General features: G+C 61.4%; 21 protein-coding genes. 12 read left to right on the top strand and 9 right to left on the bottom strand.

The window, feature by feature from the left end:
* The first annotated feature begins 147 nt into the window (after nucleotides 1-147).
* From zwf to K6118_RS16500, 5 genes are all read left to right on the top strand, one after another.
* Nucleotides 148-1,638, top strand: a complete 1,491-nt coding sequence (zwf, locus tag K6118_RS16480) for a glucose-6-phosphate dehydrogenase (protein WP_247121587.1) — start codon at nucleotides 148-150, stop codon at nucleotides 1,636-1,638.
* A complete protein-coding gene (gene pgl / locus K6118_RS16485; protein ID WP_247121588.1) occupies nucleotides 1,635-2,336 on the top strand; it encodes a 6-phosphogluconolactonase in 702 nt (233 codons plus the stop codon). Before zwf ends, pgl begins: the two co-directional genes overlap by 4 nt.
* 27 nt (nucleotides 2,337-2,363) lie before the next feature.
* Nucleotides 2,364-4,163: a phosphogluconate dehydratase gene (gene edd / locus K6118_RS16490; protein WP_247121589.1), complete on the top strand. Its 1,800-nt coding sequence runs from the start codon at nucleotides 2,364-2,366 to the stop codon at nucleotides 4,161-4,163.
* Between the two features lie 147 nt (nucleotides 4,164-4,310).
* Nucleotides 4,311-4,946 carry a bifunctional 4-hydroxy-2-oxoglutarate aldolase/2-dehydro-3-deoxy-phosphogluconate aldolase gene (locus K6118_RS16495; RefSeq protein ID WP_247121590.1) on the top strand — a complete coding sequence of 212 codons (636 nt, stop codon included), beginning with the start codon at nucleotides 4,311-4,313 and terminating at the stop codon, nucleotides 4,944-4,946.
* A gap of 119 nt (nucleotides 4,947-5,065) precedes the next feature.
* A complete protein-coding gene (locus K6118_RS16500; protein WP_247121591.1) occupies nucleotides 5,066-6,538 on the top strand; it encodes a cryptochrome/photolyase family protein in 1,473 nt (490 codons plus the stop codon).
* 92 nt (nucleotides 6,539-6,630) lie between these two features.
* Here the strand turns inward: K6118_RS16500 and K6118_RS16505 are convergent, their stop codons facing one another.
* The 3 genes from K6118_RS16505 to K6118_RS16515 are packed head-to-tail and all read right to left on the bottom strand — an operon-like array spanning nucleotide 6,631 to nucleotide 9,133.
* Entirely contained in the window at nucleotides 6,631-7,761 is a 1,131-nt protein-coding gene (locus K6118_RS16505) for a CaiB/BaiF CoA transferase family protein (protein WP_247121592.1), read from the bottom strand.
* A 31-nt stretch (nucleotides 7,762-7,792) separates the two neighbouring features.
* The gene (locus K6118_RS16510; RefSeq protein WP_247121593.1) at nucleotides 7,793-8,563 is read right to left on the bottom strand and encodes an SDR family NAD(P)-dependent oxidoreductase; all 771 of its coding nucleotides are present in this window, start codon (nucleotides 8,561-8,563) and stop codon (nucleotides 7,793-7,795) included.
* Nucleotides 8,564-8,623: 60 nt separating this feature from the next.
* Nucleotides 8,624-9,133, bottom strand: coding sequence for a GNAT family N-acetyltransferase (locus K6118_RS16515; RefSeq protein WP_247121594.1), 510 nt, complete (start codon nucleotides 9,131-9,133; stop codon nucleotides 8,624-8,626).
* Between the two features lie 220 nt (nucleotides 9,134-9,353).
* On the opposite strand from K6118_RS16515, the gene gor reads away from it, so the two are divergent.
* The 3 genes from gor to K6118_RS16530 all read left to right on the top strand — a co-directional run bounded on the left by gor (nucleotide 9,354) and on the right by K6118_RS16530 (nucleotide 13,702).
* A complete protein-coding gene (gor, locus tag K6118_RS16520) occupies nucleotides 9,354-10,703 on the top strand; it encodes a glutathione-disulfide reductase (RefSeq protein ID WP_247121595.1) in 1,350 nt (449 codons plus the stop codon).
* Nucleotides 10,704-10,814: 111 nt separating this feature from the next.
* Nucleotides 10,815-12,665: a 2-oxoacid:acceptor oxidoreductase subunit alpha gene (locus K6118_RS16525; protein ID WP_247121596.1), complete on the top strand. Its 1,851-nt coding sequence runs from the start codon at nucleotides 10,815-10,817 to the stop codon at nucleotides 12,663-12,665.
* Between the two features lie 11 nt (nucleotides 12,666-12,676).
* Nucleotides 12,677-13,702 (top strand): 2-oxoacid:ferredoxin oxidoreductase subunit beta, encoded by a 1,026-nt coding sequence (locus K6118_RS16530; RefSeq protein ID WP_247121597.1) that lies wholly within the window; start codon nucleotides 12,677-12,679, stop codon nucleotides 13,700-13,702.
* A 308-nt stretch (nucleotides 13,703-14,010) separates the two neighbouring features.
* On the opposite strand, the gene K6118_RS16535 is transcribed toward K6118_RS16530, so the two are convergent.
* From K6118_RS16535 to K6118_RS16555, 5 genes are all read right to left on the bottom strand, one after another.
* Nucleotides 14,011-16,017, bottom strand: coding sequence for a TonB-dependent receptor (locus tag K6118_RS16535; protein WP_247121598.1), 2,007 nt, complete (start codon nucleotides 16,015-16,017; stop codon nucleotides 14,011-14,013).
* Between the two features lie 126 nt (nucleotides 16,018-16,143).
* Nucleotides 16,144-16,581, bottom strand: a complete 438-nt coding sequence (locus tag K6118_RS16540; RefSeq protein WP_247121599.1) for a DUF2946 family protein — start codon at nucleotides 16,579-16,581, stop codon at nucleotides 16,144-16,146.
* Between the two features lie 114 nt (nucleotides 16,582-16,695).
* Complete coding sequence (locus K6118_RS16545) at nucleotides 16,696-17,394, bottom strand: helix-turn-helix transcriptional regulator (protein ID WP_247121600.1); 699 nt, start codon at nucleotides 17,392-17,394, stop codon at nucleotides 16,696-16,698.
* Between the two features lie 193 nt (nucleotides 17,395-17,587).
* Nucleotides 17,588-19,984: an ATP-binding protein gene (locus tag K6118_RS16550; RefSeq protein WP_247121601.1), complete on the bottom strand. Its 2,397-nt coding sequence runs from the start codon at nucleotides 19,982-19,984 to the stop codon at nucleotides 17,588-17,590.
* Between the two features lie 113 nt (nucleotides 19,985-20,097).
* Nucleotides 20,098-21,261 carry a type III PLP-dependent enzyme gene (locus K6118_RS16555; RefSeq protein ID WP_247121602.1) on the bottom strand — a complete coding sequence of 388 codons (1,164 nt, stop codon included), beginning with the start codon at nucleotides 21,259-21,261 and terminating at the stop codon, nucleotides 20,098-20,100.
* 239 nt (nucleotides 21,262-21,500) lie between these two features.
* On the opposite strand from K6118_RS16555, the gene K6118_RS16560 reads away from it, so the two are divergent.
* From K6118_RS16560 to K6118_RS16570, 3 genes are all read left to right on the top strand, one after another.
* Nucleotides 21,501-21,872, top strand: a complete 372-nt coding sequence (locus tag K6118_RS16560; protein ID WP_247121603.1) for a hypothetical protein — start codon at nucleotides 21,501-21,503, stop codon at nucleotides 21,870-21,872.
* A gap of 144 nt (nucleotides 21,873-22,016) precedes the next feature.
* A complete protein-coding gene (locus K6118_RS16565) occupies nucleotides 22,017-22,787 on the top strand; it encodes a substrate-binding periplasmic protein (RefSeq protein ID WP_247121604.1) in 771 nt (256 codons plus the stop codon).
* A gap of 78 nt (nucleotides 22,788-22,865) precedes the next feature.
* Entirely contained in the window at nucleotides 22,866-23,663 is a 798-nt protein-coding gene (locus K6118_RS16570) for a substrate-binding periplasmic protein (protein ID WP_247121605.1), read from the top strand.
* 22 nt (nucleotides 23,664-23,685) lie between these two features.
* Here K6118_RS16570 and rimO read toward each other — a convergent pair whose 3' ends face one another.
* Complete coding sequence (gene rimO, locus K6118_RS16575; protein WP_247121606.1) at nucleotides 23,686-25,038, bottom strand: 30S ribosomal protein S12 methylthiotransferase RimO; 1,353 nt, start codon at nucleotides 25,036-25,038, stop codon at nucleotides 23,686-23,688.
* Between the two features lie 227 nt (nucleotides 25,039-25,265).
* Between rimO and K6118_RS16580 the strand changes: the two genes are divergently transcribed.
* Nucleotides 25,266-26,225, top strand: coding sequence for an endonuclease/exonuclease/phosphatase family protein (locus K6118_RS16580; protein ID WP_247121607.1), 960 nt, complete (start codon nucleotides 25,266-25,268; stop codon nucleotides 26,223-26,225).
* Nucleotides 26,226-26,309 lie beyond the last annotated feature (84 nt).

Below are 26,309 nucleotides of genomic sequence, written 5' to 3' on the forward strand. Positions count from 1 at the left end.
TAAGCCGGGCTTATGCGGGCCGACCGGCAAAAGCGCCGGTCCCCGGCCCGTTCTGCGGTTTTGCCGCATGTCGTAAATATGGCAGTTTTCGGAAATTGACAGCGCTATCATTTGTGCGTAGGGTCCACCGCCTGGGAGTAACTTGGGATGTCTGACATGGTTGAAGCGTTTGACCTGGTAATTTTTGGCGGCACGGGGGACCTGTCCCGCCGCAAGCTGTTGCCGGCGCTCTTTTCCGGCTTTGCCGCCGGTGTGGTGCCGGAAGGCAGCCGTATTCTGCTGACCTCGCGCTCCGGCCTTGAAGGTCCGGTGGATGCCTGGCTCAAGCAGATTTTCGCTGAAACCGAGCCCGCGTGCGGTCAGGACGAGAAAGCGCTGAGCGACTTTGCCGCCATGGTGCAGGTCATCGAACTTGGCCTCGTCGAAGGGGGTAAGGATTGGGACAATCTCACTGCCATCCTGAATGCCGAGCCCGAGCATCCGATCGTCCATTTCCTGGCGATCCCACCGGCGCTGTTCACCAGCACCTGTGATCTGCTGGGACAATATGGCCTGAATGGCGAGCGCGCCCGCGTCGTGCTTGAAAAGCCGCTCGGCCACAGCCTGAAGTCGGCCCGCGCGATCAATGAGGATGTCGGCCGGACGTTTGGGGAAGAGCAGACGTTCCGCATCGACCATTATCTCGGCAAGGAAGCCGTCCAGAACCTGCTCGCGCTCCGCTTCTCCAACATATTGTTCGAGGAACTGTGGAGCGGCCGCACCATCGACCATATCCAGATCACCATTGCCGAAAACCAGGGTGTGAAAGGCCGCGCCGGTTTCTATGAAGGCACCGGCGCCCTGCGTGACATGGTGCAGAACCACCTGTTGCAGCTTCTCTGCCTCGTGGCGATGGAACCGCCGGCCCGGCTTGAGGCTGACAGCATCCGCGAGGAAAAGCTCAAGGTGCTCAAATCCCTCAAGCCGCTTGACGGCCAGGAGATCGAGCGCAATGTGGTGCGCGCGCAATATGTTGCAGGCGCCATGCAGGGCGAGGCCGTTGGCGGCTATGCCGAGGACCTCAACCTTGAGGAGCCCTCGAACACCGAAACCTTCGTGGCGATCAAGGCGCATATCGAAAACTGGCGCTGGGCTGGCGTGCCTTTCTACCTGCGCACAGGCAAGCGCCTGCCGGACCGGTTCGCTGAAATCGTCATCCAGTTCAAGAATGTGCCGCACTCGCCGCATCCGGCCTGGGGCACGAACCTGAGCCCGAACCGCTTCATCATCCGCCTGCAGCCGGAAGACCATCTGGCGCTTCGGATGATGGTGAAGAACCATTCGGCCAAGGGCGAGGCGCTCAGGGAAGTCGAGATGAACCTCGATGTGGTTGACGCAGGCGCTGATGCCGTGCGCATCGGCCCGTACCTGCGCCTGATCCTCGATACGGTCGCAGGCGATCAGAGCCTGTTTGTCCACCGGGACGAGGTCGAGCACGCCTGGCGCTGGGTCGACCGCATCATCGACCATTGGCAGGACAGTGGCGAGCCGCCGCTGCCGTATCCGGCCGGGACGTGGGGGCCTTATGAGGCACATGACCTGATGACCCATGACAAACGTCAGTGGTTCCATGAAATGGGCAAACGGGTACAAAAATGACAACGGCCTGGCACTGTTATGACCGCCGCGACATGATGGTCGCGGCCCTGCGCGATGCCACGGTGGCAAAGCTCCGGGAAAGCCTGACCAAATACGGCCGGGCGGCCTGGGCTGTCTCCGGCGGGTCGACGCCTGCGCCGCTGTTCGAGGCCATGTCGGCCGTGCCGCTCGATTGGGCGCATGTGGACGTGGCGCTGGTTGACGAACGCTGGGTCGGGACCGACCATCCGCGGTCCAACGAAGCGTTTGTCCGGGGCTGCCTGAAGAAGAACAAGGCCAAGGATGCGCGCATCATCGGCATGAAAACGCCGCATGAACACGCCGCCGAAGCCGCGGCGACCGTGAATGCCCGCTATGCGCTGATCCCGCGCGCGTTCGACAGCGTGCTTTTGGGGCTGGGGCCGGATGGTCACACCGCCTCGCTGTTCCCGGGTGCCGAAGGGCTTGAAAAAGCCTTCGATATGAAAGGCAAGCGCACCTGCGCGGCCTTGAAGGCGATCAAGAGCGACGTCACCGGCGATGAGGTCGAACGCATGAGCCTGACCGCCCCCGCGATCGCCTGCGCGCACCATGTCGCGCTGATGATTACGGGTGAAGACAAGAAAAAGGTGCTGCAGGAAGCACTGTCCACGAAGCGCGATTTGCCGGTGGCGCGGCTCGCCGAGGTCGTGGATATTGATATTTATTGGGCGCCCTGACCTTTATGGGGCGCGAGGGAGTATAAGATGACCCATCCGGCGCTTTTGGAAATCACAGCCCGCATCCGGGACCGCTCGAAAGACAGCCGCGCGGCCTATATGGCGCGGGTTCAGGCGATGCGGGACCAGGGCCGGGCGCGGCCCAGGCTTTCCTGCGGCAATCTCGCCCACGCCATGGCGGCGTGTTCCGAGGGTGAGAAGGCCAAATATATGAAGGACGGCATGATCAATGTCGCCATCGTCAGCGCCTATAATGACATGCTCTCCGCCCACCAGCCCTATCACCGGATGCTGGATGAAGTGAAGGAAGCGGTCCTGAATGCGGGCGCGGTTGCGCAGATGGCGGGCGGTGTGCCAGCCATGTGTGACGGCGTAACCCAAGGCCAGACCGGTATGGAACTGTCGCTCTTCAGCCGTGACGTGATCGCCATGGCGACCGCAATCGCCATGAGCCATAACGTGTTTGACGCAGGTCTCCTGTTCGGCATCTGCGACAAGATCGTGCCGGGGCTTCTGATCGGCGCGCTTTCCTTCGGTCACCTGCCGTTCGTGTTCGTGCCTGCGGGGCCGATGCCGACCGGCATTTCCAACTCGGAAAAAGCCAAGGTGCGCCAGCTCTATGCTGAAGGCAAAGTCGGCAAGAATGAGCTGCTCGAAAGCGAATCCCGCGCCTACCACAGCCCGGGCACCTGCACCTTCTATGGCACCGCCAACTCCAACCAGATGATGCTGGAGATGATGGGCCTCCAGCTGCCGGGCTCAAGCTTCGTGAACCCGTCCGACCCGCTCCGCCGTCCGCTCGATGATGCGGCGGCAGAACGCGTGGTCAAGCTGGCGGACAGTGAAAACCCGCTTGGCATCGGCGACATGGTCGATGTCGAAACCATCGTCAACGGCATGGTTGGCTTGCTGGCGACTGGCGGCTCCACCAACCACACGCTCCATATCGTTGCGATCGCGGCGGCTGCGGGCATCAAGGTGACGTGGCAGGATTTTTCCGACCTTTCGAACATCATCCCGCTCTTGACCCGGGTTTACCCGAACGGCACCGCGGATGTGAACGCCTTCCAGCGCGCGGGCGGCACGCCGTTCGTGATCCGCGAACTGCTCAGCGAAGGCCTTCTGCATGAAGATGTCGACACCATCGTCGGTCATGGCCTCGCGCCTTTCGGCACCATGCCGGGGCTGAAGGACGGCAAGCTGGCGTGGCACGCCTCGGCCGATGTGCCGGGTGACGATATGATCATCCGCACCATCGACCGGCCGTTCCAGGGCCATGGCGGCCTCGCCGTGCTGCAGGGCGAGCTGGGCGAAGCGGTGATCAAGACCTCCGCGGTCAAGCCCGAGCATCAGGTGGTCGAAGCGCCCGCCATCGTGTTCGAGGATCAGGATGACCTGCTGACCGCCTACAAGGCCGGTGAGCTTGAGAAGGATTTCATCGCCGTCGTCCGCTTCCAGGGGCCGAAAGCCAACGGCATGCCGGAGCTGCATAAGCTGACGCCGTCCCTTGGTGTGCTGCAGGACAAGGGCTTCCACGTCGCCCTGGTGACCGACGGCCGCATGTCCGGCGCGTCCGGCAAGGTGCCCGCGGCGATCCATGTCACGCCGGAAGCGGCGAACGGTGGCCCGATCGCACGGGTGAAAACCGGGGACATGATCCGGCTGGATGCCGAGGCGGGCACGCTGACGCTCATGGTGGACGCGGACGAATTCGCGGCCCGCACACCCGCGACCGCGCCGGTGGTGGCAGACACCTTCGGCCGCAACCTGTTCGCGCCCATGCGCGCGCTGGTCGGTCCCGCGGGCGAAGGCGGCACTGTATTTTAATATTGGTCGTCACCCGCCGACTTGATCGGCGGGTCCAGGAACACGCAAGCCCATATGTCATGAAGGTGTTCCTAGATTCGCCGGTTAAACCGGCGAATGACGAGGATAGAGATTTGTTCCGTTAGCGGGATTTTGAGAGAAGAGAACATGGTCACAGTTGAACAGGTAATGAAGATGGGCCCGGTCATTCCGGTGCTGGCGTTCAAAAGTGCGGAAGAAGCCGTCGGCGTATGCCGCGCGCTTTATGAAGCCGGTATCCGGGTGTTTGAAATCACCCTCCGGCACGAAAGTGCGCTCGATGCCATCAAGGCGGTGAAGGCGGACCTGCCGGACGATGCCATCATCGGCGCGGGCACCGTGCTGAGCCCCGAGCTTGCCAAAGCCGCCGTCGATGCGGGCTGTGCCTTCGGGGTGAGCCCCGGCCTGACCCCGGCGCTGGCCGAGGCCGTCAAGGCGCTCAACTTCCCGTTCCTGCCCGGTGTGGCGACCCTCAGCGAAGCCATGCAGGCGCGCGAATGGGGCTTCACCGCGCTCAAATTCTTCCCGGCCTCGGTCTCCGGCGGTCCGGCGTTCCTCAAGGCGGTTCACAGCGTGCTGCCGGACTTGATCTTCTGCCCGACCGGCGGCATCAAGGCAGGCACGGCGGCCGACTACCGCGCGGTCCCGAGTGTGGTGACGGTCGGCGGTTCGTGGCTTACCCCGCGCGGCAGCGATGGCAGCATCGACCTGGCGACCGTGAAGGAACTGGCCGAAGAAGCGCTTTCGGCCTCTGACGACCGCTGACATCCTCTGCTTCCTGTTCACCGGTTTGATCTTTCTCTAAAAGCAAAAAGATCCGCCACCGGACCTGGGCCGTATACTGGACCTGTAAGGACAGGACCAGAACGGAGCCACCCGGCACTATGAACCCGATTATCGTGTTGATGAACGGCGGGCTCAGGCTCGACGATCAGCCCGCGCTTGCGGCTGCAGCGGCCAAGGGCGCGCCCATTCTGCCGCTTTTCGTGATGGACGATGCCGCCCACGGGCAGTGGGCCATGGGGGCAGCGTCACGCTGGTGGCTCAGGCAGTCGCTGACATCGCTTTCCCAGTCGTTCGAGGACATCGGCAGCAGGCTCATCCTGCGCACAGGCGACACGGCGGACGTGGCGGATGCCCTCGTTGCGGAAACCGGTGCAAGCGGGCTTTATATGCTCAGGGGCTACAGCCCGACCGCGCGCAAGCTGGAAGCTGTGCTGCATGACCTGTGCGCCATGCGCGCTATCGAGTGCCGCCGGTTTTCTGGCAGCTTGCTGATTGAGCCTGAACATATCGCGACAGGTGGGGGCACGCCCTACACCGTTTTCACACCCTTCTGGCGCCGCGCGCGGGAGCTTGTTCAAACCTTCACCCCCACACCTGCACCCAAACGGCTGTCGGCCCCGGACACATGGCCGGAAAGCACACCGCTTGCTGCCTTGAAGCTGGACCCGGTGCCCGCCGCATGGGCGGAGCCCATCGCCGCCAACTGGCTGCCGGGCGAGGCGGGCGCGCGGGTGATGCTGGAAAAATTCGTGGCCGAGGTGATGGTGGGCTACAAGGCGGGCCGGGATATTCCGGGCACCGAAGGCACCTCACGCCTGTCACCCTATCTGGCGCACGGCGAAATAAGCATCCGACGGATCTGGCACGCGTGCCAGAAGGCCGCCGCGCTTGATGAAGGGGCTGCGGGTGGCTCTGAGGCGTACCTGAGGGAGATCGGCTGGCGCGAATTCGCCCACCATCTGCTTTATCATTTCCCCGACCTGCCGCAGAAGAACCTCAAGGCCCAGTTCGATGCCTTCCCCTGGCGGGAAGGGGATGGCGCGGCCCTCAAGGAATGGCGGCAGGGCCTGACCGGATTCCCGATTGTCGACGCCGGTATGCGGGAGCTATGGCAAACCGGCTGGATGCATAACCGCGTGCGCATGATTGTCGCCTCCTTCCTGGTGAAGGACCTTTTGTGGCACTGGCATGATGGCGCCAAATGGTTCTGGGACACGCTGGTGGATGCGGACCTCGCCAATAACACCATGGGCTGGCAGTGGGTCGCTGGCTGCGGGCCGGATGCCGCGCCGTATTTCCGGATTTTCAACCCCATCACGCAGGGGGAGAAGTTCGACCCGGACGGCGCCTATGTCCGTCGTTTCGTACCGGAACTGGCCGCTCTGCCGGACGCCTATATCCACAAGCCGTTTGAGGCGCCCGCGGAGGTGTTGAGGGCAGCAGGTGTCACGCTCGGTGTTACCTATCCGAAGCCGATGGTCGACCGCAAGCTCGCCCGGGAGCGTGCGCTCGCGGCGCTCGCCAGCACTCGGGCGGATCAAGTCCAATCCCTTTGTCATACCGGGGCTTGACCCCGGTATCCATGCGAAGCTGGATGAAGGCCTTGGTGTAGCAGATAGGGTATGGACCCCGGGATCAAGTCCCGGGGTGACATAGGTGTGTTTCAGGCGACCGCGCCTGCGTCCCGGAGCAACTTGATCGCTTCGGCATCGAACCCAGCTTCAGCGAGAAGCGCATCTGTGTCAGCGCCGCCTGCCACAGGGCCGTGGCTGATTTCAGGCTCCGTGCGGGAGAATTTCGGCATCGGCCCCGGTTGGGTCAGGCCGTCGACCTCGACAAAGCTGCCGCGCGCGACGTTATGCGGGTGTTTGTGGGCTTCCCAGAAGGGCAGGACGGGCGCGAAGCAGGCGTCTGAGCCGTCGAATATCGCGGTCCATTCGTCGCGGGTCTTGGTTTTGAAAAGCGTCGCCAGTTCTGCTTTCAACTCGCCCCAGTGCGCGGGGTTCATATGCTTGCCCATCCAGGAGGCATCCAGCCCGGCGCGGGTGATGAACTCCTGCATGAATTGCGGTTCGATGGCACCGAGGGAGACAAAGCCGCCGTCCTTGGTTTCATAGGTGCCGTAGAAATGCGCGCCGCCATCGAGGAAGTTGATGCCGCGGCCCGGCGCCCACTGGTGCGAGGCCATCAGCGAGTGGAAAATGCTCATCAAGAGGCTCGCGCCCTCGACCATGCTGACGTCGATCACCTGGCCCTTGCCGGAGGTGCGGGCTTCGAGGATGCCGCAGACAAGCCCGAAGGCCAGCATTACGCCGCCGCCGCCATAGTCGCCCACGAGGTTGAGGGGCGGGGTCGGCACGCCGTTCGCGGGGCCCATGGCATGGAGGGCACCGGCGAGCGAGATATAGTTGATGTCGTGCCCTGCGGTGTGGGCGAGCGGGCCGGTCTGGCCCCAGCCGGTCATGCGGCCGATCACCAGCTTGGGGTTGGCGGCCATCAGCACATCGGGGCCGAGGCCGAGCTTCTCGATCACACCGGGGCGGAAGCCTTCAAAGAGGGCGTCGGCGCCTTCGACCAGCTTCAACAGCGCTTGGCGGCCTTCCTCGGACTTGAGGTTCAGGCGGATCGAGCGTTTGCCGCGCCGGTTGATATCCACCTTGAGGTCGGCGCCGCCACCGCCCATGCGGTCGATGGCGATCACCTCGGCGCCCATGTCCGCCAGCATCATGCCGCAGAAGGGACCGGGCCCCATGCCGACGAGTTCGATGATGCGTGTGCCTTTAAGCGGTCCCATGGTGCGCCTCCCCCTTTTTGTTGGTCTCCGCTTACTTGGGCGCCATCCGGGCGGCGGCGTCCATGCGGATCGTCTCCCCATTGAGGTAGGCGTTTTCGACGATGTGACCAGCAAGTTTCGCATATTCACCCGGCAGGCCGAGGCGTTTCGGGAACACGACCTGTTGGGTCAGGCTGTCAACCGCGGCGGGCGGCAGGCCATCAAACAGCGGGGTATGGATGAAGCCCGGGGCGATGGTCATGACGCGCACGCCTTCGCGGGCCAGTTCACGCGCGGCCGGCAGCGTGATCGCGGTGATGCCGCCTTTGGAGGCCGAGTAAGCCGTCTGGCCGATCTGGCCCTCAAAAGCCGCGACCGAAGCGGTGTTGATGATGACACCACGTTCCCCGTCAGCGTTCGGCTCGTTCTTGCCCATGGCTTCGGCGGCTTGCGCCAGTACGTTGAAGGTGCCCACGAGGTTGATGCCGATCACCTTCTTGAAATGGCCGATGCCGTTGTTGTTGCCTTCGCGGTCCAGCACCTTCATCGGCGTGGCGATCCCGGCGCAGTTGACGGCGATATGGAGGCCCCCGAAGGCTTCCTTGGCAGTGCGGATCGCGGCGGCGACATCGTCTTCGTCGGTCACGTCAGCATGGACGTAGCGAACCTTCTCCCCCAATTCGGAGACGGCCTTGTTGCCGGCTTCGTCATTGAGGTCGAGGATGACGGCGTTCGCGCCTTTCGACAGGAAATATTCGACCGTCGCCCGGCCCATGCCCGATGCGCCGCCGGTCACGATTGCGGTTTTGCCTTGAAGTTCCACGGATACTCTCCCTTGAGGCTAAATTGTTGCGGCGCAGCATAAGGGAGAGGCGGGGAGGGATCAAGCGCTGGTTGCGAACAGCCTGATGGGGTCTGCGTCCTCGGTCATCCGTACCATGCCTTCGTCCCTGAGGCCGAGTTTTTCGAGGAGCGAGACGGAGGCCGCGTTGGCGGGTGAGACAATAGCAAGGATGCGGCTGAGGCCCCGGTCTTCCTGCGCCCAGGCGAGCACCGCGGCGGCGCTTTCATAGCCGTAGCCCTTGCGCATATGTTCGGGCAGGAAGGCGAAGCCGATGTCCGGCGCGTCGAGCGTCGGGCGGCTCACCAGCCCACAGACGCCGACCGGGGTGCCGTCCGTCTTGTCCTCGACCACATAAAGCCCGAAGCCGTTGTCGCGGTAGCTGCCGATCATGTTTTTTTCGATGTGGGCGACAGCATCCTCAAGGCTGTGGATGCCACGGTCACCGATATGCTCGAGAAAGCCGGGGCTGTTATAGAGCGCGAACATGAAGGGGGCATCGTCGGGCACGCTTTCGCGCAGGCGCAGGCGCTCGGTTTCCAGGATGGTCATACAGGGTCCTCATGAGACGGATATTAGGTGGCTGAGCCTAGCAGGCGCGCGCGGGCACGGGAAGGGCTGGACGCGCGTCCAAATCCCTTTATTGTTCCGATCATGGAATTGTGAAGGGGCGATGCGGCGTGCCGGGCTTGGCAGGCGGCGGGAAAGCCCCAATATCCTCTATCAAGGGGAGCGACAGGTGGGCCCATGAAGGCCCCCACGAGAGGCTTGTATGAATTTCGATTATGATCTGTTTGTCATTGGCGCGGGCTCCGGCGGGGTGCGCGCGAGCCGCATTGCCTCGGGCTTCGGCGCCAAGGTTGCGGTGGCCGAGGAATATAAGGTCGGCGGCACCTGTGTGATCCGCGGCTGTGTGCCCAAGAAGCTGCTTGTCTATGCATCGCACTTTGCGGAAGACTTCGAAGCCGCCAAGGGTTTCGGCTGGTCCGTGGGTGAGACCAACTTTGACTGGGAAACGCTGATCGACGCCAAGAACAAAGAGATCGAGCGCCTGAACGGTCTTTATATCCAGACGCTGTCGAATGCGGGGGTTGAGATTATCAACGGCCGCGCGGTCGTCACCGGCCCTAACAGCGTGCGCGTGGGCGAGCGCGAGATCACGGCCAAATATATCCTCGTCGCCACCGGCGGCTGGCCGGACATGCCGCATATCCCCGGCATCGAACACGCGATGACGTCGAATGAAGCGCTTGAGATGCGAAGCTTGCCCGACCATGTCGTGGTCGTGGGCGGCGGGTATATCGCGGTCGAATTCGCGGGCATCTTCAGGGGGCTCGGTGCCAAGGTCACCCAGCTTTACCGGGGCGAGCAGATCCTGCGCGGCTTCGATGATGACCTGCGCCATAGGCTCGCCGATGAGATGCGCAAAAAAGGCATCAACCTCATGACCGAAGTCAATGTTGAGAAGATTGAGAAGACCGATACCGGTGTTCGCCTCACGCTGACGGACGATAGCGTTCTGGAAGCCGGGGCCGTGTTCTACGCGACCGGCCGCAAGCCGAAAACCGCAGGGCTCGGCCTTGAGGAGGCAGGTGTTGCGCTTGATGAGAAGGGTGCCGTGATGGTGGATGCCTACGGGAAAACGTCGGTCGACAGCATTTATGCTGTGGGTGACGTGACCGACCGTATCCAGCTCACGCCCGTCGCCATCAAGGAAGGTCATGCATTCGCGCTGACGCTGTTCGGTAATGCGCCGACCTCGCCCGAACATGACGCGGTGCCGTCCGCCGTCTTCTCCCAGCCGCCGATCGGCACCGTGGGGATGACGGAATCGGAAGCCCGCGCCCGTGTGGGGGATGTCTCGGTCTTCGTGTCGGATTTCCGGCCGATGAAGCATACGCTGGGCGGCTCGTCCGAGCGGGCTTTCACCAAGCTCATTGTCGACAAAAAGACCGACAAGGTGCTGGGCGCCCATATGATCGGCGCCGATGCGGCGGAGATCATCCAGGGCGTCGGGATCGCGGTCAAAGCGGGGCTCACGAAGGCGCAGTTTGACGCGACCGTGGCGGTGCATCCGTCAAGCGCGGAGGAATTTGTCCTGATGCGGACACCCAGGAGTTAGGCAGAGGCTGAGCAAAGGCTGAGAAAAGCTTGTTCTTGAATGGTGGAGCATAGAGGGGCACAGTTATAGCCAAGGCAGGGGGACTGCCAGGAAGGCGAGGGAAGGAAGGCCATGGTTTCTGAAGTTCAGGTGTTGGAATCCGCCGTTGTCCGCTTTGCGGGCGACAGTGGCGATGGGATGCAGCTGACAGGCAGCCAGTTCACCAACTCGACCGCGCTGTCGGGGAACGACCTGGCGACATTCCCGGATTTTCCCGCCGAGATCAGGGCGCCTGCGGGCACCACCTTCGGCGTTTCCGCCTTCCAGATCAATTTCGGCGCCCGCGCGATCAAGACCGTGGGGGACCGGCCCGATGTCCTTGTCGCCATGAACCCGGCGGCCCTCAAGGTCAACCTTGCCAACCTGCGCCCCGGCGGGCTTCTGGTGGTGGATACCGGCGCCTTCACACCCCGGAACCTCCAGAAGGCGGGTTACGAGGAAAACCCCATCGGCACCGATGCGCTGCATGACTTTCAGCTCATCGAACTCGATATGTCGAAAATGACGCTGGAGGCGGTGAAGGAATTCGGCCTCGGCACCAAGGATGCGCTCCGCTGCAAGAATATGTGGACGCTGGGGCTGATGCTGTGGATGTTCAGCCGCAAGCGCGAGCCGGTGATCGATTGGCTCAAGGACAAGTTCAAGAAAGCGCCGGAGCTGGCGGACGCCAACATCGCGGCCCTTAACGCGGGCCATGCCTTCGGGGAAACCGCTGAGCTTTCCGCCACCTTCAAACGCTACCAGATCGGCGCCACCCACACCGACCCCGGCACCTACCGCACGGTGACCGGCAGCCAGGCACTTTCGTGGGGCATCGCGGCAGGCGGTGAGCTGGCGGGGCTTGAGATCGTGCTCGGCTCCTACCCGATCACCCCGGCCTCCCCGATCCTGCACGCGCTTTCGGGCATGAAGGACCTCGGCGTCGTCACCTTCCAGGCGGAAGATGAAATCGCCGCCGTCTGCGCCGCCATCGGCGCGTCCTACGGTGGCGCGCTGGGGGTGACCAGCTCATCCGGCCCCGGCATTGCCTTGAAGACCGAAGCTATCGGCCTCGCCATTTCGACCGAACTGCCGGTGGTGGTGATCAACAGCCAGCGCGGCGGCCCGTCGACCGGCCTGCCGACCAAGACCGAACAGTCGGACCTTTATCAGGCCATCTACGGCCGCAACGGTGACGCCCCGATGCCGGTAATCGCGACGCGTAGCCCGGGCGACTGTTTCGAGGTCGCGATCGAGGCCTGCCGTTTGGCTGTTAAATATATGACGCCGGTGATGCTGATGACCGACGGTTTCATCGCCAACGCCGCCGAGCCGTGGAAGCTGCCGGACCTGGATGCGCTAGACCCCTTCCCGGTCACCTTCGCGACCGCGCCAGCGGATGGCAGTGACTTCAATCCCTCGAAGCGCGACCCGAAAACCCTCGCACGGAACTGGGCCAAACCGGGCCAGCCGGGCTGCGAACACCGGATCGGCGGCATCGAGAAAAGCTATGACACCGGCGACATCAGCTATGACCCGGCCAACCACCAGAAGATGACCGACACGCGCATGAACAAGGTGGCGGGCATCGCGGATGATATTCCGCTCCAGACTGTCGACCAGGGTGATGACAAAGGCACGCTGGCCATCGTCGGCTGGGGCTCCACCTATGGCCCGATCTCCGAGGCGGTTAAATGCGCGCGGGCTGAGGGCATCAGCGTGTCGCACGTTCACCTGCGCTACCTGAACCCGTTCCCGCGGAACCTGGGGGACCTGCTTTCGGGCTTCTCCAAGGTCTTGGTGCCGGAAATGAACGCCGGTCAGCTCAAAACCGTGATCCGCGACAAGTTTCTCATCGACGCCAAGCCGCTTAACAAAGTCTCCGGCCAGCCGTTCAAGATCCAGGAAATCCTGGACGCGATCCGCGCCGAAGCGGCCAACTGAGGGAGGGTGCCATGAACGACCAAAGCGCACCGATGCAAGCTCTGACGCTCAAGGATTTCACCAGCGACCAGGAAGTCCGATGGTGCCCGGGCTGTGGTGACTATGCCATTTTGAAATGCATGCAGCGCACGCTGCCCGAACTGGGTGTGAGCCGGGAAAATACCGTGTTCATCTCCGGCATCGGCTGCTCCAGCCGCTTCCCCTACTATATGAACACCTACGGCTTCCATACCATCCACGGACGCGCGCCCGCGATTGCAACCGGCCTCAAGCTCGCGAACCCGGAGCTGGATGTTTGGGTCATCACCGGCGATGGCGACGGCTTGTCGATTGGCGGCAACCATCTGATGCATGTGCTGAGGCGCGATGTGGACCTCAACATCCTCTTGTTCAACAACAAGATTTACGGCCTGACCAAGGGCCAGTATTCGCCGACCTCCGATGTAGGCACGCGCTCGCCATCGACGCCGCAGGGGTCGGTCGATCCGGCCCTCAATCCGCTGTCGTTCGCGCTCGGCTCAGGGGCGCGCTTTATCGCGCGTACAGTGGATACCGCACAGAAGCACATGCCGATTGTGTTCGAACGCGCCCACGCCTTCAAGGGCGCGGCGCTCATCGAAATCCTGCAGAACTGCATCGTCTATAACGACGCTGTGTGGGAAAATATCACCGACAAGAAGACCGCGGCGGACCATCAGCTGCTGCTCGAACACGGCAAGAAGATGCTGTTCGGCCCGGACGGCAACAAGGGCATCCGCTTCAACCCCGATACCATCGCGCTTGAGGTGGTGACGGTGGGTGAGGGCGGCATCACCGAAGACGATGTGCTGACCCATGATGAGACCAACCACCAGCTGGCGCGCATGTTGGTGGAACTGGGCGCCCACCCGGGCGAACCCATGGCGATGGGCGTCATCTATGCCGATCAGGCCGACCATAGCTATACCGATGCCGTGCTCGCGCAGGTGAATGCCCAGAAAGGCCGCCGCAGCCTCAAGGACATGATGTACGCCGGCCAGACCTGGGAAGTGAAGTAGGCGGATTCTGTGAAGAGATATGGTCTGTTTCGGATTGGGGTGGGCTTGCTCGCACTATCGCTTTTGCTCAGCTTTACTCCGATACACTGGATGCTGCAAAAGGCGATAGTCGGAAGCGTGCCTGACGAATATTACCCAGAGTATCTTTGGATGTTCTTCGGTATACCAGCCTCGCTTATAATAACCTTCCTTGGGGCGCTGTGGGCTTGGTTCTATGGGCGAAGGCAGACGGCGTCGACGGGCGCTGAGGAATAAGAAAAGGGGCCGCGAAGGCCCCTTTTTCGTGTCTGATCTGTGCCGCTTCCGGCTTAGAAGGTGGTCCGGATATTGAAGCGGATATCGCGGCCTGGCAGCGTGACCTCATCCTTGTTGAGCGCGATGGCGTTATGCTGCTCGGTGTTGGTGAGGTTATGGGCGATGAGTGACAGCTCGGTGTTCGGCATACTGTCGAACGGACGCAGGCTCACGGTCATGTCCACCGACCAGTAGCCCCGGGTCGTGGTGTCGCCCACCGGTACGTTATTCTGCGCGCCGGTATATTTGACGCGCACACCCGCATCCATGATGTCGCTTTCATAGTCCATGCCGCCGGTGATGTGAAACGGCGGAATGCGCGGGACGTTGCCGCCACCGTTCTTGAGCGTCGCGCGGACATAGTCCCCCAAGAGAACCGCGCTCAGGCCGCCTTCCTCGGTGGTCATCAGCTGCTTGGTGACCTTGCCTTCAAGGCCACGGAAGGTAGCGCCGCGGGCTTCGTAGAACATTTCTTTCAAGGTGCCGCTGCCGCCCGTCGAGCAGACACCGGCATCGTCACACTTCTGGCCGGTCAGGCGGCCGTAGATGAAGTCGTTGAAGGACACCAGCCAGGCCGAGCCCTCAAAATGAAAGCTGTCAGCCTTGTAGCGCAGCGTCGCCTCAAGCGAGTTGCCGCGTTCCATGCCCAGGGTCGGGTCCCCGGTTTCATAGGTCAGCGGACCGTCGTGCGGGCCGCGGGCGAACAGCTCGGTCTGGGCCGGTGCCCGGGCAGTCGAGGAGGCGGTCAGGCCGATCTTGACACTGTCGGTCAGGTCATAGAGACCGCCGATGGACGCGCTGACCGGCGTGAAGTTGCGCGAGGTCGGGATGCCGGAAAGCGGCGTGCCGTCGATGGAGACATGCTCAACCCGCGCACCAGCCTGCAGGTTCAGCCGGTCGCCCACAGGCATTTCGGTGAACAGGAAGACGGCGGCGCTTTTGGTCAGCGTCGGCAGGAGATAGTTGGCGCCTTCGCCCAGAGCCTCGAAATTGCGGTGCTGGAACTGGACGCCAGCTGCGGCCGAGGACAGCGGGCCGATGGCGTCGAACAGGAACTCGGCGCGGCTGTCCCATTCCTTGTCATTGAAGGTGGAGTTGACGGTGCCGTCGCCATTGTTGATTTCGCTGTGGGTATAGTCGGCGTGTCCGGCATTGATATTGATGGTCTTGAGCAGGCCCTTGTTGATGGCGAGCGATGAGCCGAACAGCTCCTTCGTTTGCTTCATCTCGATATGGACGTCTTCGCCGGGGATACCGTAGTTGGTGTCATAATGGATGACGGCGCCGCCGACGCGGCTGTCGCCGAAGAAATAGGACGCCCCGCCCGAGAAACCACCGCCATGGAAGTAGGAGTTGGGCATGGTGCCGCCGGGGATTTTATAATCGCCGGTGTGACGGTAGAAGCCGTCGGCATGGAAGGCGACCTGGCCGAGCGTGGCATCCATCAAAAGCGAGCCCTGGCCGGTTTTGGAACCGGTACCGTAAGCGCCGCTGAATTCACCGGTGAACGGTTCATCGCCCAGATGCAGTGGTACGCGGTTGTTGATGGTGTTGACGACACCGCCGATGGCCTGGCTGCCATAGCGCAGCGTCGCGGCGCCGCGCACCACTTCGATCTTCTGGATCGCGAGCGGGTCGATCGGCACGCCGTGGTCAGGACCGACTTCGGACACATCGAAGCTGCCGACACCGTCCTCGAGCACGCGCACGCGGTTGGAATCGAAACCGCGGATGACCGGGCGGCTGGCACCCGCGGCGAAGCCGGTACCGGTCACGCCGGGCGTATTGCCAAGCGCGTCAGCGATGTTGGAGCCGCCGTTCTTGAGGATCTGGTCGCGGTTCACTTGGCCGACGATGGTGGCGAAGCGGTCGGAACTGCCGGCGATCGGCGAGGCGGTCACGACGATGTCTTCAACCGGCTGCTTGGGCTTGTCGGTTGTGTCATCGGCCCGGACGGGGGAGAAGGCCGGGGTGAGCGCCGTGGCCATCAGGAGGCCGGTAAGCGTGGTGACTTTTTTCATCAATGTCTTCCCTGAGATACTGAATACAGGTTTGCGGAAACATAGCCAGCTGGGGCTGACATAACGCTGACACACGCCATACGGGCGCGGGTCATCCGCGGAGAATGGAATTTACGAAGGAAGCGTTCAGGCGAGAGGTGGCGCGCGGCCCAGCCAGATATGGCTCGGGCTTGCTGTCCGGGCGATAAGCGCGAGCGGTGGCAGGTCTATCCGTGTGGCGGCTTCAGCCGGCAGCGGCAGGCTTGCGGTTGCCGGGGTAAGGTAGGCGCCGGCGGCGGCAATGGTCTGGCACAGCGGACAGTTGGCACTGTTGTGCGGGCTCGGGGCTTTATTGTGCGATCCCTGTTGAGCGGTCGCTTGCTCCCCCTGGTCCCCGGTTTCGAACTGGGCGACCACTTCGTGGGTTTGGGTCACATAGACCTGATCCGCGAAGGAGACGACGGTGAGAACAAGGAAGGCCGCCCAAAGCCCCGGCATCAGCTTATCAAGAAGCGAACGCACCGGTGCCGTCTTCCGCATAGCAAGCTGCGGGCCGTGCATCGGTGCGGGCCTTCTGGACGACATGGGTGTTGGCTCTCCTGTCTCAACAGACAAGATACATAATAACGTTGTCGGGGAAATGAAAGGCAGATTGTTGCGGCGAAGCGTGGCGAGGCTGCGACGAAATGTGTGCGGGCGTCAGTCCCTGACGCCGTCCTTCACCATGATGCGGGCAAGGAAGGTGCTGAGGGCTGTCTCCGGCGTGTCCTCGAACAGGTCCCCCGTGGGGGCTGCGTCCTTCATGCGGTCAAGGCGGAAGCTTCTGAAATCATTGCGTAATTCACACCAGGCCGGCATGACCCAGGCGGGCGCGAACAGCGTAAGGGCGAGCGGCCTCACCGTGCGTTCGCTATAAGTGCCGTTTTCATCCGCATAGCGCAGGAACAATTTTTCCTTCTGCCTGATCGCGGTCCTGATCAAGGAAAATTGAACAGTCTCCTGCGGGCGGGCGCGGGACGGCGGGGCAAAAAGCGCGGTGCCGGCGAACAGGTCGCGGTCATGATCCGAAAGCACATTCTTGATTTTGGTGATCAGCGTGCGGGCCGCTTTCGCCATGTCGTCATCGGTCCAGCTGGAGACCATCGAGGCGCCGAGCATCAGGGCTTCCAGTTCGCTGACGTCGAAATTCATCGGCGGCAGATAATAGCTTTTATCGAGCATATAGCCGACACCCGCCTCACCCGCGATCGGCACGCCGGAGATGATCAGGTCCTGGATGTCGCGGTAGATGGTGCGGACGCTGACCTCATATTCGTCGGCAAGCGTCTGCGCGGTGACCACCATGCGGCGGCTCCTCAGGAAGGTCACGATATGATGCAGGCGGTCAGCGCGTCTCATGGTGGTATTTTATCCAACACTCCTGACAATAATTGTCAGCATGCTGTCACTATAAAGGCTTCAGGCCGGACAACAACTCCCCTTGGAGCCCGGTCTATTTTCTTTACCCGAGAAAACGACTGCGAGGGGGGCCTTATGTGCCCCCTCTTTTTTCATGGCCGGCCTTATGCGCTCCGCTGATCAACCGGGAGCTTCAGGCCGGTACCTGCCCTTTGCGGGCGGGCCGGTACCAGCGGGCCAGCGTTTCATAAAGGTCATGCGGCCTGAAGGGCTTGGCGACATGGTCGTTCATGCCGGCCTTCAGGCAGGCTTCGCGGTCTTCGGGGCTGGCGTTCGCCGTCATCGCGATAATGGGAACGGTTTTCCCCGTGTTCATGCTGCGGATGATGCGGCTGGCTTCCAGCCCGTCCATGCGCGGCATTTGCAAATCCATCAGGATCAGGTCGTAGCCCCCGGTCGCGGCTCTCTCCACGGCTTCCTCGCCATTGACCGCCATGTCGGACGTGATCCCGGCTTCTTCTAGGACACGGGCGGCCAGCATACGGTTGACCTGGTTATCCTCGACCACCAGCACATGCGCGCCTTTGAGCCCTGCTTCCGGGCGGGGCTTTTCCTGCTTCTGCTTGAGCGTCCGGGCTTCAGCGAGCGTCGGCCATTCGAAGGGAAGCGTGAAATAGAAGCTGCTGCCTTTGTCGGGCTGGCTGTCCACCCAAATCCGGCCGCCCATCAGCTCGACCAACTGCTTGCAGATGGCAAGCCCAAGGCCGGTGCCGCCATATTTGCGGGTGACCGTTTCATCGGCCTGAGAGAAGGACTGGAACAGATGGTCCATCTGTTCGGCGCTGATGCCGATGCCGGTGTCAATAACGCTGAAGGTCAGAACCAGGCCGCCTTCTTCCGTTTCTTCAGCGATGGCCGCGATGGTCACGTCCCCGCTTTCGGTGAATTTGACAGCATTGTTGGCCAGGTTGATCAGCACCTGCCTCAGGCGTGTCGGGTCACCGACGATTGCTGGCGGCAGCGTGTCCAGGCCGTGCAGTTTGAACTCGAGATGCTTCTCATGGGCGCGCGGGGCAACCACGGCCTCCAGGCTCTCGAATATCTCACGCGGGGCGAAGGCGGTCTTTTCGATCGTCACCTTCCCGGCTTCGATTTTGGAGAAGTCCAGAATGTCATTGATGACGCTGAGGAGCACATCGCCCGCCATACGGATATTCTTGATATAGTCGCGCTGTTTCTCATCAAGCTCCGTATTTGCCGTCAGGTCGCTGAGCCCGATAATGGCATTCATCGGCGTGCGGATTTCGTGGCTCATGCGGGCCAGGAAGTCGGATTTGGCTTGGCTGGCGGCCCTGGCCTGTTCGCTGAGAATGCGGGCTGTGTCCCGGTCCTTGCGGATCTGGCTGATCCGGTCTGCGATCCCGATCGACAGGATGATGGTCTCCAGCGCCATCCCCATGGACATGCCATATTCGACCAGGGTCGAGTGCGGGATGAGTTCGAGCCCGCGCAGGATACGGAGGCCGACGCCGAACACCGGCAATATCCAGCCCACGGCATAGAACATTGCAGCCCGGCTTTTTTTCCGGAGCGCGAGGGTAAGGGTGCCCAGCACGGTCAGGAGCCCGATACCGGACAGGATGTTGAACAGAAGGTCGATTTCGACAGCGTGCCAGCGGCGGGTGTTCACATAGAGGACGGCTGATGCCATGAACACGGCCCCGAGGATGCGCACAAAGGTGAGCCAGCCTTTGGATAGCGTGCCCTTCTCCAGAAAGGAACATAGAAAAAGGAGCCCCGACAGGCCATTGAGGCCGAGGGTCAGGACAGTAATATCCATCTGGGTCTTTATGCTGAAGACGCCGGGCAGGATATGGGCGACGAAGCCGTACGCCGTGACGTTGTAGAGAAAGGTCGAAAAGATAAACAGGCAATAATGCAGGTGAAAATCGAACCGGAGCACGGCGGCGAGGGCGATATTGTAGCACAGCATGGCCAGGAGGATGCCGACGATGATCGCGGTCAGCATACGGCCATCCACCTCGATCCGGTTCCAGAAATCGGCTTTGGTGAAATTGAACTGGCGGAAAAGCTTGATCGGCACCGGAGTCTGCAAGCCGATCAGGACATGGTCGACCGCGGCCTGGCGTGCTGGCGCGTCGAAGGTAGCGAAATTGCCCACGGACCAATAGCGGTCAAAGTCATGGGTGCCGACATCATAGGCGACCATATGGCCGTCGCTATAATGGATCTGGATCACGGTGCGGTCGTTCCATTCCCGGAAAAACGCGAGTTTGTAATCTGTGCCCGCTTCCGGCGCGACGGCAGCAACATTCAAGGACAGCCAAACCATTTCATGGCCCGCATCTACCTTGTCGTCACAGCTTGCTGTGGCGATGTGGCCGCTCATGTCGGGGAAATGATCCTGTTTTGGCGTGTAAAAATAGCAGGCGCCCGGCAGCAGGTTGACGGTTTTGCTGGCGACGGTGCCGATTTCCGTGACGGGCAAGGATATGAAGAGGCAAATGGCCAGAAGGATGACAATCACCTTCCCCCAGTTTTCCTTAACGCCTTGCCAGAAAGCCCCCATGTCCGCTGTCCTCTACCCCCGTCGTGCGCGGATGTCTGTTCCCCAACCTATGGGCTTCGGTGCGGAGGAGGCAAGCTTTTCCGCGTGCTATCTCCCGAACCGCTAAAATGGCGTCAGATATAATATGCCATGAGAGGGGGGAAGCCGTTGAACTCCACCGCGCTGTAGCTCGTCGTATATGCCCCAGTGGTGAACCAGTAAAGCCGGTCGCCGATCGCCAGGTTGAGGGGCAGGGCATATTTATAGTCTTCATAGAGGATATCTGCGCTGTCGCAGGTGGGGCCAGCGATGACCACTTCCTCAAGCTCGCCCTTCTTGTCCGTATAGATCGGATATTTGAGCGCTTCGTCCATGGTTTCGATGAGGCCGGAAAATTTGCCGACGTCGATATAGACCCAGCGGTGCAGCGAATGTTTGGCCTTCCGGGAAATCAGCACCACTTCGCTGACGAGCACACCGGCGTTGGCGACCATTGAACGGCCGGGCTCCAGGATGATCTCAGGCAGGTCATCGCCGAAATCTTCCTCCAGAAAGCGCTGGATTTCCGTGGCATAGGTGCGGAGCTCGTTGGTGCGCATGATATAGTTGCCGGGGAAGCCGCCGCCCATGTTGATCATCTTGAGCGTAATGCCGTCCTCGTCCTTGAGGCGGTCGAAGATGCTCTTGACCTTGGCAAGCGCCGCGTCCCAGGCGCCGATGTCGCGCTGCTGGGAGCCGACATGGAAGCTGATGCCGTATGGCTCAAGCCCCAAGTCGCGCGCCAGGATCATCAGGTCGAGCGCCATGTCGTTGGAGCAGCCGAACTTGCGGCTTAAGGGCCAGTCGGCCGTATGGGTGCCTTCCGTGAGCACGCGGGCATAAACCTTGGAGCCGGGCGCCGCCTTGGCGATGTTGCGAAGGTCGGCTTCCGAATCGGTCGCGAACAGGCGCACGCCGCGCTCGTAGAAATAGCGGATGTCCTTCGCCTTCTTGATGGTGTTGCCGTAGGAGATTCTCTCCGGCGAAACACCGCATGAGAGCACGCGGTCCAACTCGTAAATCGAGGCGATATCGAAGTTGGCGCCCTTGTCCTTCAGGAGGTTGATCACCTCAACCGCCGGGTTGGCCTTGACCGCATAATAGACCTTGGCACGGGGGAAGGCGCCCACCAGTTCATCATAGGCGCCAGCGATGATGCTGGTATCGACCACCAGGAACGGCGTTTCATGCTGGTCGGCAAAGGCCTTGATCTTCGCGAAGGTTTCGGGGGCGTAATAATCTTCGATCTTTGCAGTCATTCTCTCGGTCCGGCAAGGGGTTATGGATCGGAAGGCCTTGCCGTAAAGACGGCGCCACCCTTGATACGTCGGGGCACCATACCATGGGTGAGCGCCCCTCATCCAATGGAAATCAGGACGTGTGTACCGGGGGGTCGGCAGCTGCCGCCCTGCGGCGTCATGGCTCATGGTGTCCCCGGGGGCATATCCCTAAACTGGGCAAAATCGGACACTGAACAGGGCGCCGTGGGGACGCGAGGATGAACAGCTACTTTCTGACTGCAGGATTGTTTTGCGCCATCACCGGCGTCATCCATAGCTGGATTGGCGGGCGTGAGATCGCGACCCCGCTTCTGTCCGTACGCGACATGCATCCGGTTGCCAAATTCAGCAATTATTATTGCTGGCATGTGGTCAGCATCGTCCTTTTTGCCATGACGGGCTGTTATCTCTTCGCGGCTTTCCGGCCGGGCAGCGCTGACCTTGCCGTTCTGGCCACCATACTGGCGCTGGCTTTCGCCTGTTGGAATTTGGCGTTGATCCTTTGGAAACGCCAGCGGATCGGCCTGATGCCGCAGTGGGCGATGTTCCTGGCCATCTCCGTGGCGGGGGGGATCGGATTTTTTCTGTAGCAGCAGCCGTTGAAACACAGTTGAAACGACTGTGCGTTAACGATTTGTTTTCTCCGGCGCCCCTATAGTCAGGCCGCAGGCTGCGCGCGCCCGGTGTTGACGGGGGACGCGGTTGTTCGGGGTCGGGACTTGGGTGTGCGTTTTATGAAGTCCTTTTGGGTTGGTATAGCGTTGTTGTTGGCTGCCGCGCCTGTGCGGGCCACTGATCTCGTCGTCTATACCGAAGATTTTCCTCCTTACAATTTCAAGGCGCCCGACGGCACGGTCGTCGGCACCTCCACCGAACGTGTCCGGCAGGTGCTGGACCGGAGCGGCTTGTCCTACAGCATCAAGATGGTGCCTTGGTCGCGGGCGGTGAAGCGGGCGATGACGGAGAAGAACGTCCTCATCTATACGCTGGCCAAAACCCCGAAGCGGGATCCGAAGTTCGATTGGCTCGTGCCGCTTATGCGCTCGCAATATTATCTGTTCGCCAGGGCCGATGATCCGCGCCCCGTGACGCTGGATGCCGTGAGGGCCGGAAAATTCCGGGCCGTGTGCGTCACCGCGAACATCAGCTGTGAAATCCTGCGGAAGATCGGCCTGCCCGCGGACAAGCTGATCCAATTGCCGAATGAGGGCTTCCTGGATTTGCCGGTGGTGCTTGCGGGCCGTGCCGATGTCTATTTCAATGACCGCGCAGGCAACGCCGAGCAGCTCAAGGCCGCGGGCAAGGCAGCGAATGTAGTGCGCGAGGCTATGAAGGTCGATTACGACGGCGGTTTCTATCTGGCGGCAGGCAAGCAGGTGCCCCAGGATATGCGGGCCAAAGTTCGGGCAGCGTATGCGGCGCTTGTGCGGGAGCATAAATTCACACCCCTCGATGGGGATGCTCCGGCTAAAACGCCATGTGTGCCCACCGGGCGCGGACGTTAATCATATCTTGAAGCCACGTGCCTAATATGCCATAGGACAGAGCCTTTTTGTGAAGAGCAAAGAGGCTGATTGGGGATCATGATGACCGCGAAAAGCGCGAGAATGGGCTGGCTGATGGCAGCGCTGATGTTGCTGCCCCTTGGCGCACGTCCGGTCCAGGCGTCCGACGTCGTGATCTATACCGAGAATTACCCGCCTTACAATTTCACCGATATGGACGGCACTGTGACCGGCCTGAATACCGCCAAGGTGCGGCAGGTGATGGCACGGAGCGGGCTTTCCTACGATATCGTTGTCCTGCCCTGGGCACGGGCGCTGCGTCGGGCCCGGACCGAGAAGAACGCTTTCATCTACAGCATCGCCCGCATCCCGGAACGCGAAAAGCATTTCGACTGGTTGGTACCTTTGGCGCCGTCCAACTTCTTCCTGTTTGCCCGTACAGATGAAAAGCGCCCGGTATCAACCGCGGCCTTGCAGAAAGGCCTGTTCTTGGCGGCCTGTGTATCTGGCGATGTGACGTGTGACCTGATGCGCAGTCTTGGGATCCCCGAGAGCAAACTGATCGTCCTCACAGATCGCGGCACCAATGATTTCCGCCTCGTCATCGCGGGCCGGGCCGATCTTTACATGAGCGACAAGAACGCCAACGTGCGGCTCCGCCGGATGGAAGGCTACGACCCCGCTCTCACCAAGCCTGTGTTTGGTCTTGGCACCCGCGCCGGCTTTTATCTCGCGGCTGGCAAGCAGGTGTCTGCTGATTTGCGGGGCAAGGTCCATGCGGCATATATGGCCCTCATGAAGGCGGGCAAGTATCACATGGAGGACGCCCCGGGGCCGGGGAAGTCAGGGCCAAAGAAATCAGGGCCGGGGAAATAAAGAGACTTGTGGGCTGAGACGCTTACCAGTCCCAGCCGTCGTCGTCTTCACCGTCTTCGAGTACCAGTTCGCCCTTGAGGTCATAGTCATCGCTTTCGGTAATCAGCGCCATGACCATGTCCCCCGGTGAAAGCTCGGTGGCACCGTCGATATGGACCTGGCCGTCGATCTCCGGCGCGTCGGCATAGGTACGGCCGATGGCGCCTTCGTCGGTGACCTCATCAATCAGCACGGCCATTTCCATACCCACCCGTTCCTGAAGCTTGGCGGCGGAAATTTCCTGCTGCACGGCCATGAAGCGTTCCCAGCGTTCCTGCTTCACCTCTTCCGGTACGGCGTCCGGCAGCGCGTTGGCGGCAGCGCCCTCGACCGGCTCATACTTGAAGCAGCCGACACGGTCGAGCTGGGCTTCGCCCATCCAATCGAGCAGATACTGGAAATCCTCTTCCGTCTCGCCGGGGAAGCCGACGATGAAGGTGGAGCGGAGCACGATTTCCGGCACGGCCTGACGCCAGCTTTTGATACGGTCGAGCACCTTGGCTTCGTTGGCCGGGCGGCGCATGGACTTCAGCACCTTCGGGCTCGCATGCTGGAACGGGATATCGAGATACGGCAGGATCTTGCCGTCCGCCATCAGCTGGATCGCGTCATCCACATGCGGGTAGGGGTAGACATAATGCAGCCGGACCCAGACATCCAGCTCACCCAGTTCGCGGGCAAGGTCGGTCATGTGGGCGCGGACCTCGCGGTCCTTCCACTTCTCCGTCTGGTGCCGGAGGTCGAGGCCATAAGCCGACGTGTCCTGGCTGATGACCAGCAGTTCCTGCGTGCCCGCTTCCACCAGCTTTTCGGCCTCGCGCAGCACCGCGCGGATCGGGCGGCTGACCAGGTCACCGCGCAAGGATGGGATGATGCAGAATTTGCAGCGGTGGTTACAGCCTTCGGAAATTTTGAGGTAGCTATAGTGCCGCGGCGTGAGCTTCAGCCCGGCGGGCGGCACCAGGTGGGTGTAGGGGTCATGCGGCTGGGGGGCGGCCTTATGCACTTCCTCGACCACCTGTTCATACTGCTGCGGGCCGGTCACGGCCATCACGCCGGGGACGACCTCGCGCACCACGCCTTCATCGACACCGAGGCAGCCGGTCACGATCACCTTGCCGTTTTCCTTCATGGCTTCCTTGATGGCGCCGAAGCTTTCTTCCTTGGCGCTGTCGATAAAGCCGCAGGTGTTGACGATGACGACATCGGCGCCGTCATAATCGGGCGCGATCTCATAGCCTTCGGCGCGGAGCTTGGTGAGGATGCGTTCGCTGTCCACCAGCGCCTTGGGGCAGCCGAGGGAGACGAAACCGACTTTGGACGTATGGGTATTCATTCGGTGATAAGGACCTATTCATCTTGCAGCATGCTCATGCCGTTTGGCGCGGCTTATACAGAGGTTATCGGGATTTTGCGAGTCAGAAGCGCGGTGGGCCGACTTTGGCGGGCCTTGCCGTGTGTCATGCCCCCCCGTTTGAGCGCCAGCACACGAATAAGAACAGAATACTATCGCAATACGTGTTATAAATACCCCTCAGGCCGCAGGATCGGAGGGAGGCAACGATGACTGGCGATATCAGTTTTGCATCATTCAATCTCTATAACTTCCAAGAAGCGGGGAAAAAGATGCGCGGCAGGAAGGTGCCGCAGAAGCTCTATGACCAGAAGGTCGCCTGGACCAGCGACATGATTGGCCGCCTGGATGCCGACGTCATCGCCTTCCAGGAACTGTGGAACCCGAAATGCCTTCAAGACGTCTTCTCCGCCTTTCCTGACTATAAGCTCATCTTCATCGCGGACAGTTGGTACGACATTGCAGTCGCCATGGCTGTGCGGCCGCCCTGGAAACTCAAGGCCAAGAAACTTCACAAGGAGTTTCCTTTCAAAAGCCTCTACAAGGCAAAGCAGCAGGGCGGGGAGGATGACGAGGTCGATGTCCGGATCAACCGCTTCTCGCGGACGGTGATAGAGGCGACGCTGGAGAATCCCGCAAGTGACGCCCCTGATGTCACCGTGTTTGCGGCACATCTGAAATCGAAGCTTCCCACCCATCTCACCCGGGCAGCGAAAAATCATCAAAGCGCTATGGGAGCGGCAGTTTCCACCATCCGCCGTACGGCTGAGGCAGCTGCCTTGCGCTGCATCCTGACGGATAAGATGAAAAGGACGGACAGACCTGTTGTCGTTCTGGGCGATATGAATGACGACCCGCGCTCCAATACGCTAGCGCTGCTGACAGAACAGCCGTCCCTGATGCCGACGGCCCGTGGGGCCGATGTGGGGCTTTATAGTGCGCTTCAGTTGCAGCAACTGAGATCATTCCGCGATGTTTTCTATACGCATGACTTCAACCGGTTGAAGGATACGCTGGACCATATTCTGGTATCCGAACAGTTTTTCGAGCCGTCGACGGACGCGCTTTGGCGTCATACCGAAACCAAGGTCTGGAACGATTATCTGGAGGATGACGCCAAATATACCAGCGACCATGGTATCATCCGTGCCGGGTTCAAATGGGTCTAGCGGGGCTTTCGGCGGCACCGCGCGTGCGGCTATTCACTCTTTGATATTGGCCTATTCCTCCTACGGCATGGTCATGCGGTTTGG

This window comes from Kordiimonas marina, assembly GCF_023006325.1.
GTDB lineage: Bacteria > Pseudomonadota > Alphaproteobacteria > Sphingomonadales > Kordiimonadaceae > Kordiimonas > Kordiimonas marina.

What these genes read in the sequence shown, in the direction of transcription:
- zwf (WP_247121587.1), top strand. Translation starts at nt 148, where the DNA reads ATGTCTGACATGGTTGAAGCGTTTGACCTGGTAATTTTTGGCGGCACG.
- K6118_RS16565 (WP_247121604.1), top strand. Translation starts at nt 22,017, where the DNA reads ATGAAGTCCTTTTGGGTTGGTATAGCGTTGTTGTTGGCTGCCGCGCCT.
- K6118_RS16545 (WP_247121600.1), bottom strand. Translation starts at nt 17,394, where the DNA reads ATGAGACGCGCTGACCGCCTGCATCATATCGTGACCTTCCTGAGGAGC.
- edd (WP_247121589.1), top strand. Translation starts at nt 2,364, where the DNA reads ATGACCCATCCGGCGCTTTTGGAAATCACAGCCCGCATCCGGGACCGC.
- pgl (WP_247121588.1), top strand. Translation starts at nt 1,635, where the DNA reads ATGACAACGGCCTGGCACTGTTATGACCGCCGCGACATGATGGTCGCG.
- K6118_RS16560 (WP_247121603.1), top strand. Translation starts at nt 21,501, where the DNA reads ATGAACAGCTACTTTCTGACTGCAGGATTGTTTTGCGCCATCACCGGC.
- K6118_RS16500 (WP_247121591.1), top strand. Translation starts at nt 5,066, where the DNA reads ATGAACCCGATTATCGTGTTGATGAACGGCGGGCTCAGGCTCGACGAT.
- K6118_RS16540 (WP_247121599.1), bottom strand. Translation starts at nt 16,581, where the DNA reads ATGTCGTCCAGAAGGCCCGCACCGATGCACGGCCCGCAGCTTGCTATG.
- K6118_RS16535 (WP_247121598.1), bottom strand. Translation starts at nt 16,017, where the DNA reads ATGAAAAAAGTCACCACGCTTACCGGCCTCCTGATGGCCACGGCGCTC.
- K6118_RS16515 (WP_247121594.1), bottom strand. Translation starts at nt 9,133, where the DNA reads ATGACCATCCTGGAAACCGAGCGCCTGCGCCTGCGCGAAAGCGTGCCC.
- rimO (WP_247121606.1), bottom strand. Translation starts at nt 25,038, where the DNA reads ATGAATACCCATACGTCCAAAGTCGGTTTCGTCTCCCTCGGCTGCCCC.
- K6118_RS16530 (WP_247121597.1), top strand. Translation starts at nt 12,677, where the DNA reads ATGAACGACCAAAGCGCACCGATGCAAGCTCTGACGCTCAAGGATTTC.
- K6118_RS16550 (WP_247121601.1), bottom strand. Translation starts at nt 19,984, where the DNA reads ATGGGGGCTTTCTGGCAAGGCGTTAAGGAAAACTGGGGGAAGGTGATT.
- K6118_RS16580 (WP_247121607.1), top strand. Translation starts at nt 25,266, where the DNA reads ATGACTGGCGATATCAGTTTTGCATCATTCAATCTCTATAACTTCCAA.
- K6118_RS16555 (WP_247121602.1), bottom strand. Translation starts at nt 21,261, where the DNA reads ATGACTGCAAAGATCGAAGATTATTACGCCCCCGAAACCTTCGCGAAG.
- K6118_RS16495 (WP_247121590.1), top strand. Translation starts at nt 4,311, where the DNA reads ATGGTCACAGTTGAACAGGTAATGAAGATGGGCCCGGTCATTCCGGTG.
- K6118_RS16505 (WP_247121592.1), bottom strand. Translation starts at nt 7,761, where the DNA reads ATGGGACCGCTTAAAGGCACACGCATCATCGAACTCGTCGGCATGGGG.
- gor (WP_247121595.1), top strand. Translation starts at nt 9,354, where the DNA reads ATGAATTTCGATTATGATCTGTTTGTCATTGGCGCGGGCTCCGGCGGG.
- K6118_RS16525 (WP_247121596.1), top strand. Translation starts at nt 10,815, where the DNA reads ATGGTTTCTGAAGTTCAGGTGTTGGAATCCGCCGTTGTCCGCTTTGCG.
- K6118_RS16570 (WP_247121605.1), top strand. Translation starts at nt 22,866, where the DNA reads ATGATGACCGCGAAAAGCGCGAGAATGGGCTGGCTGATGGCAGCGCTG.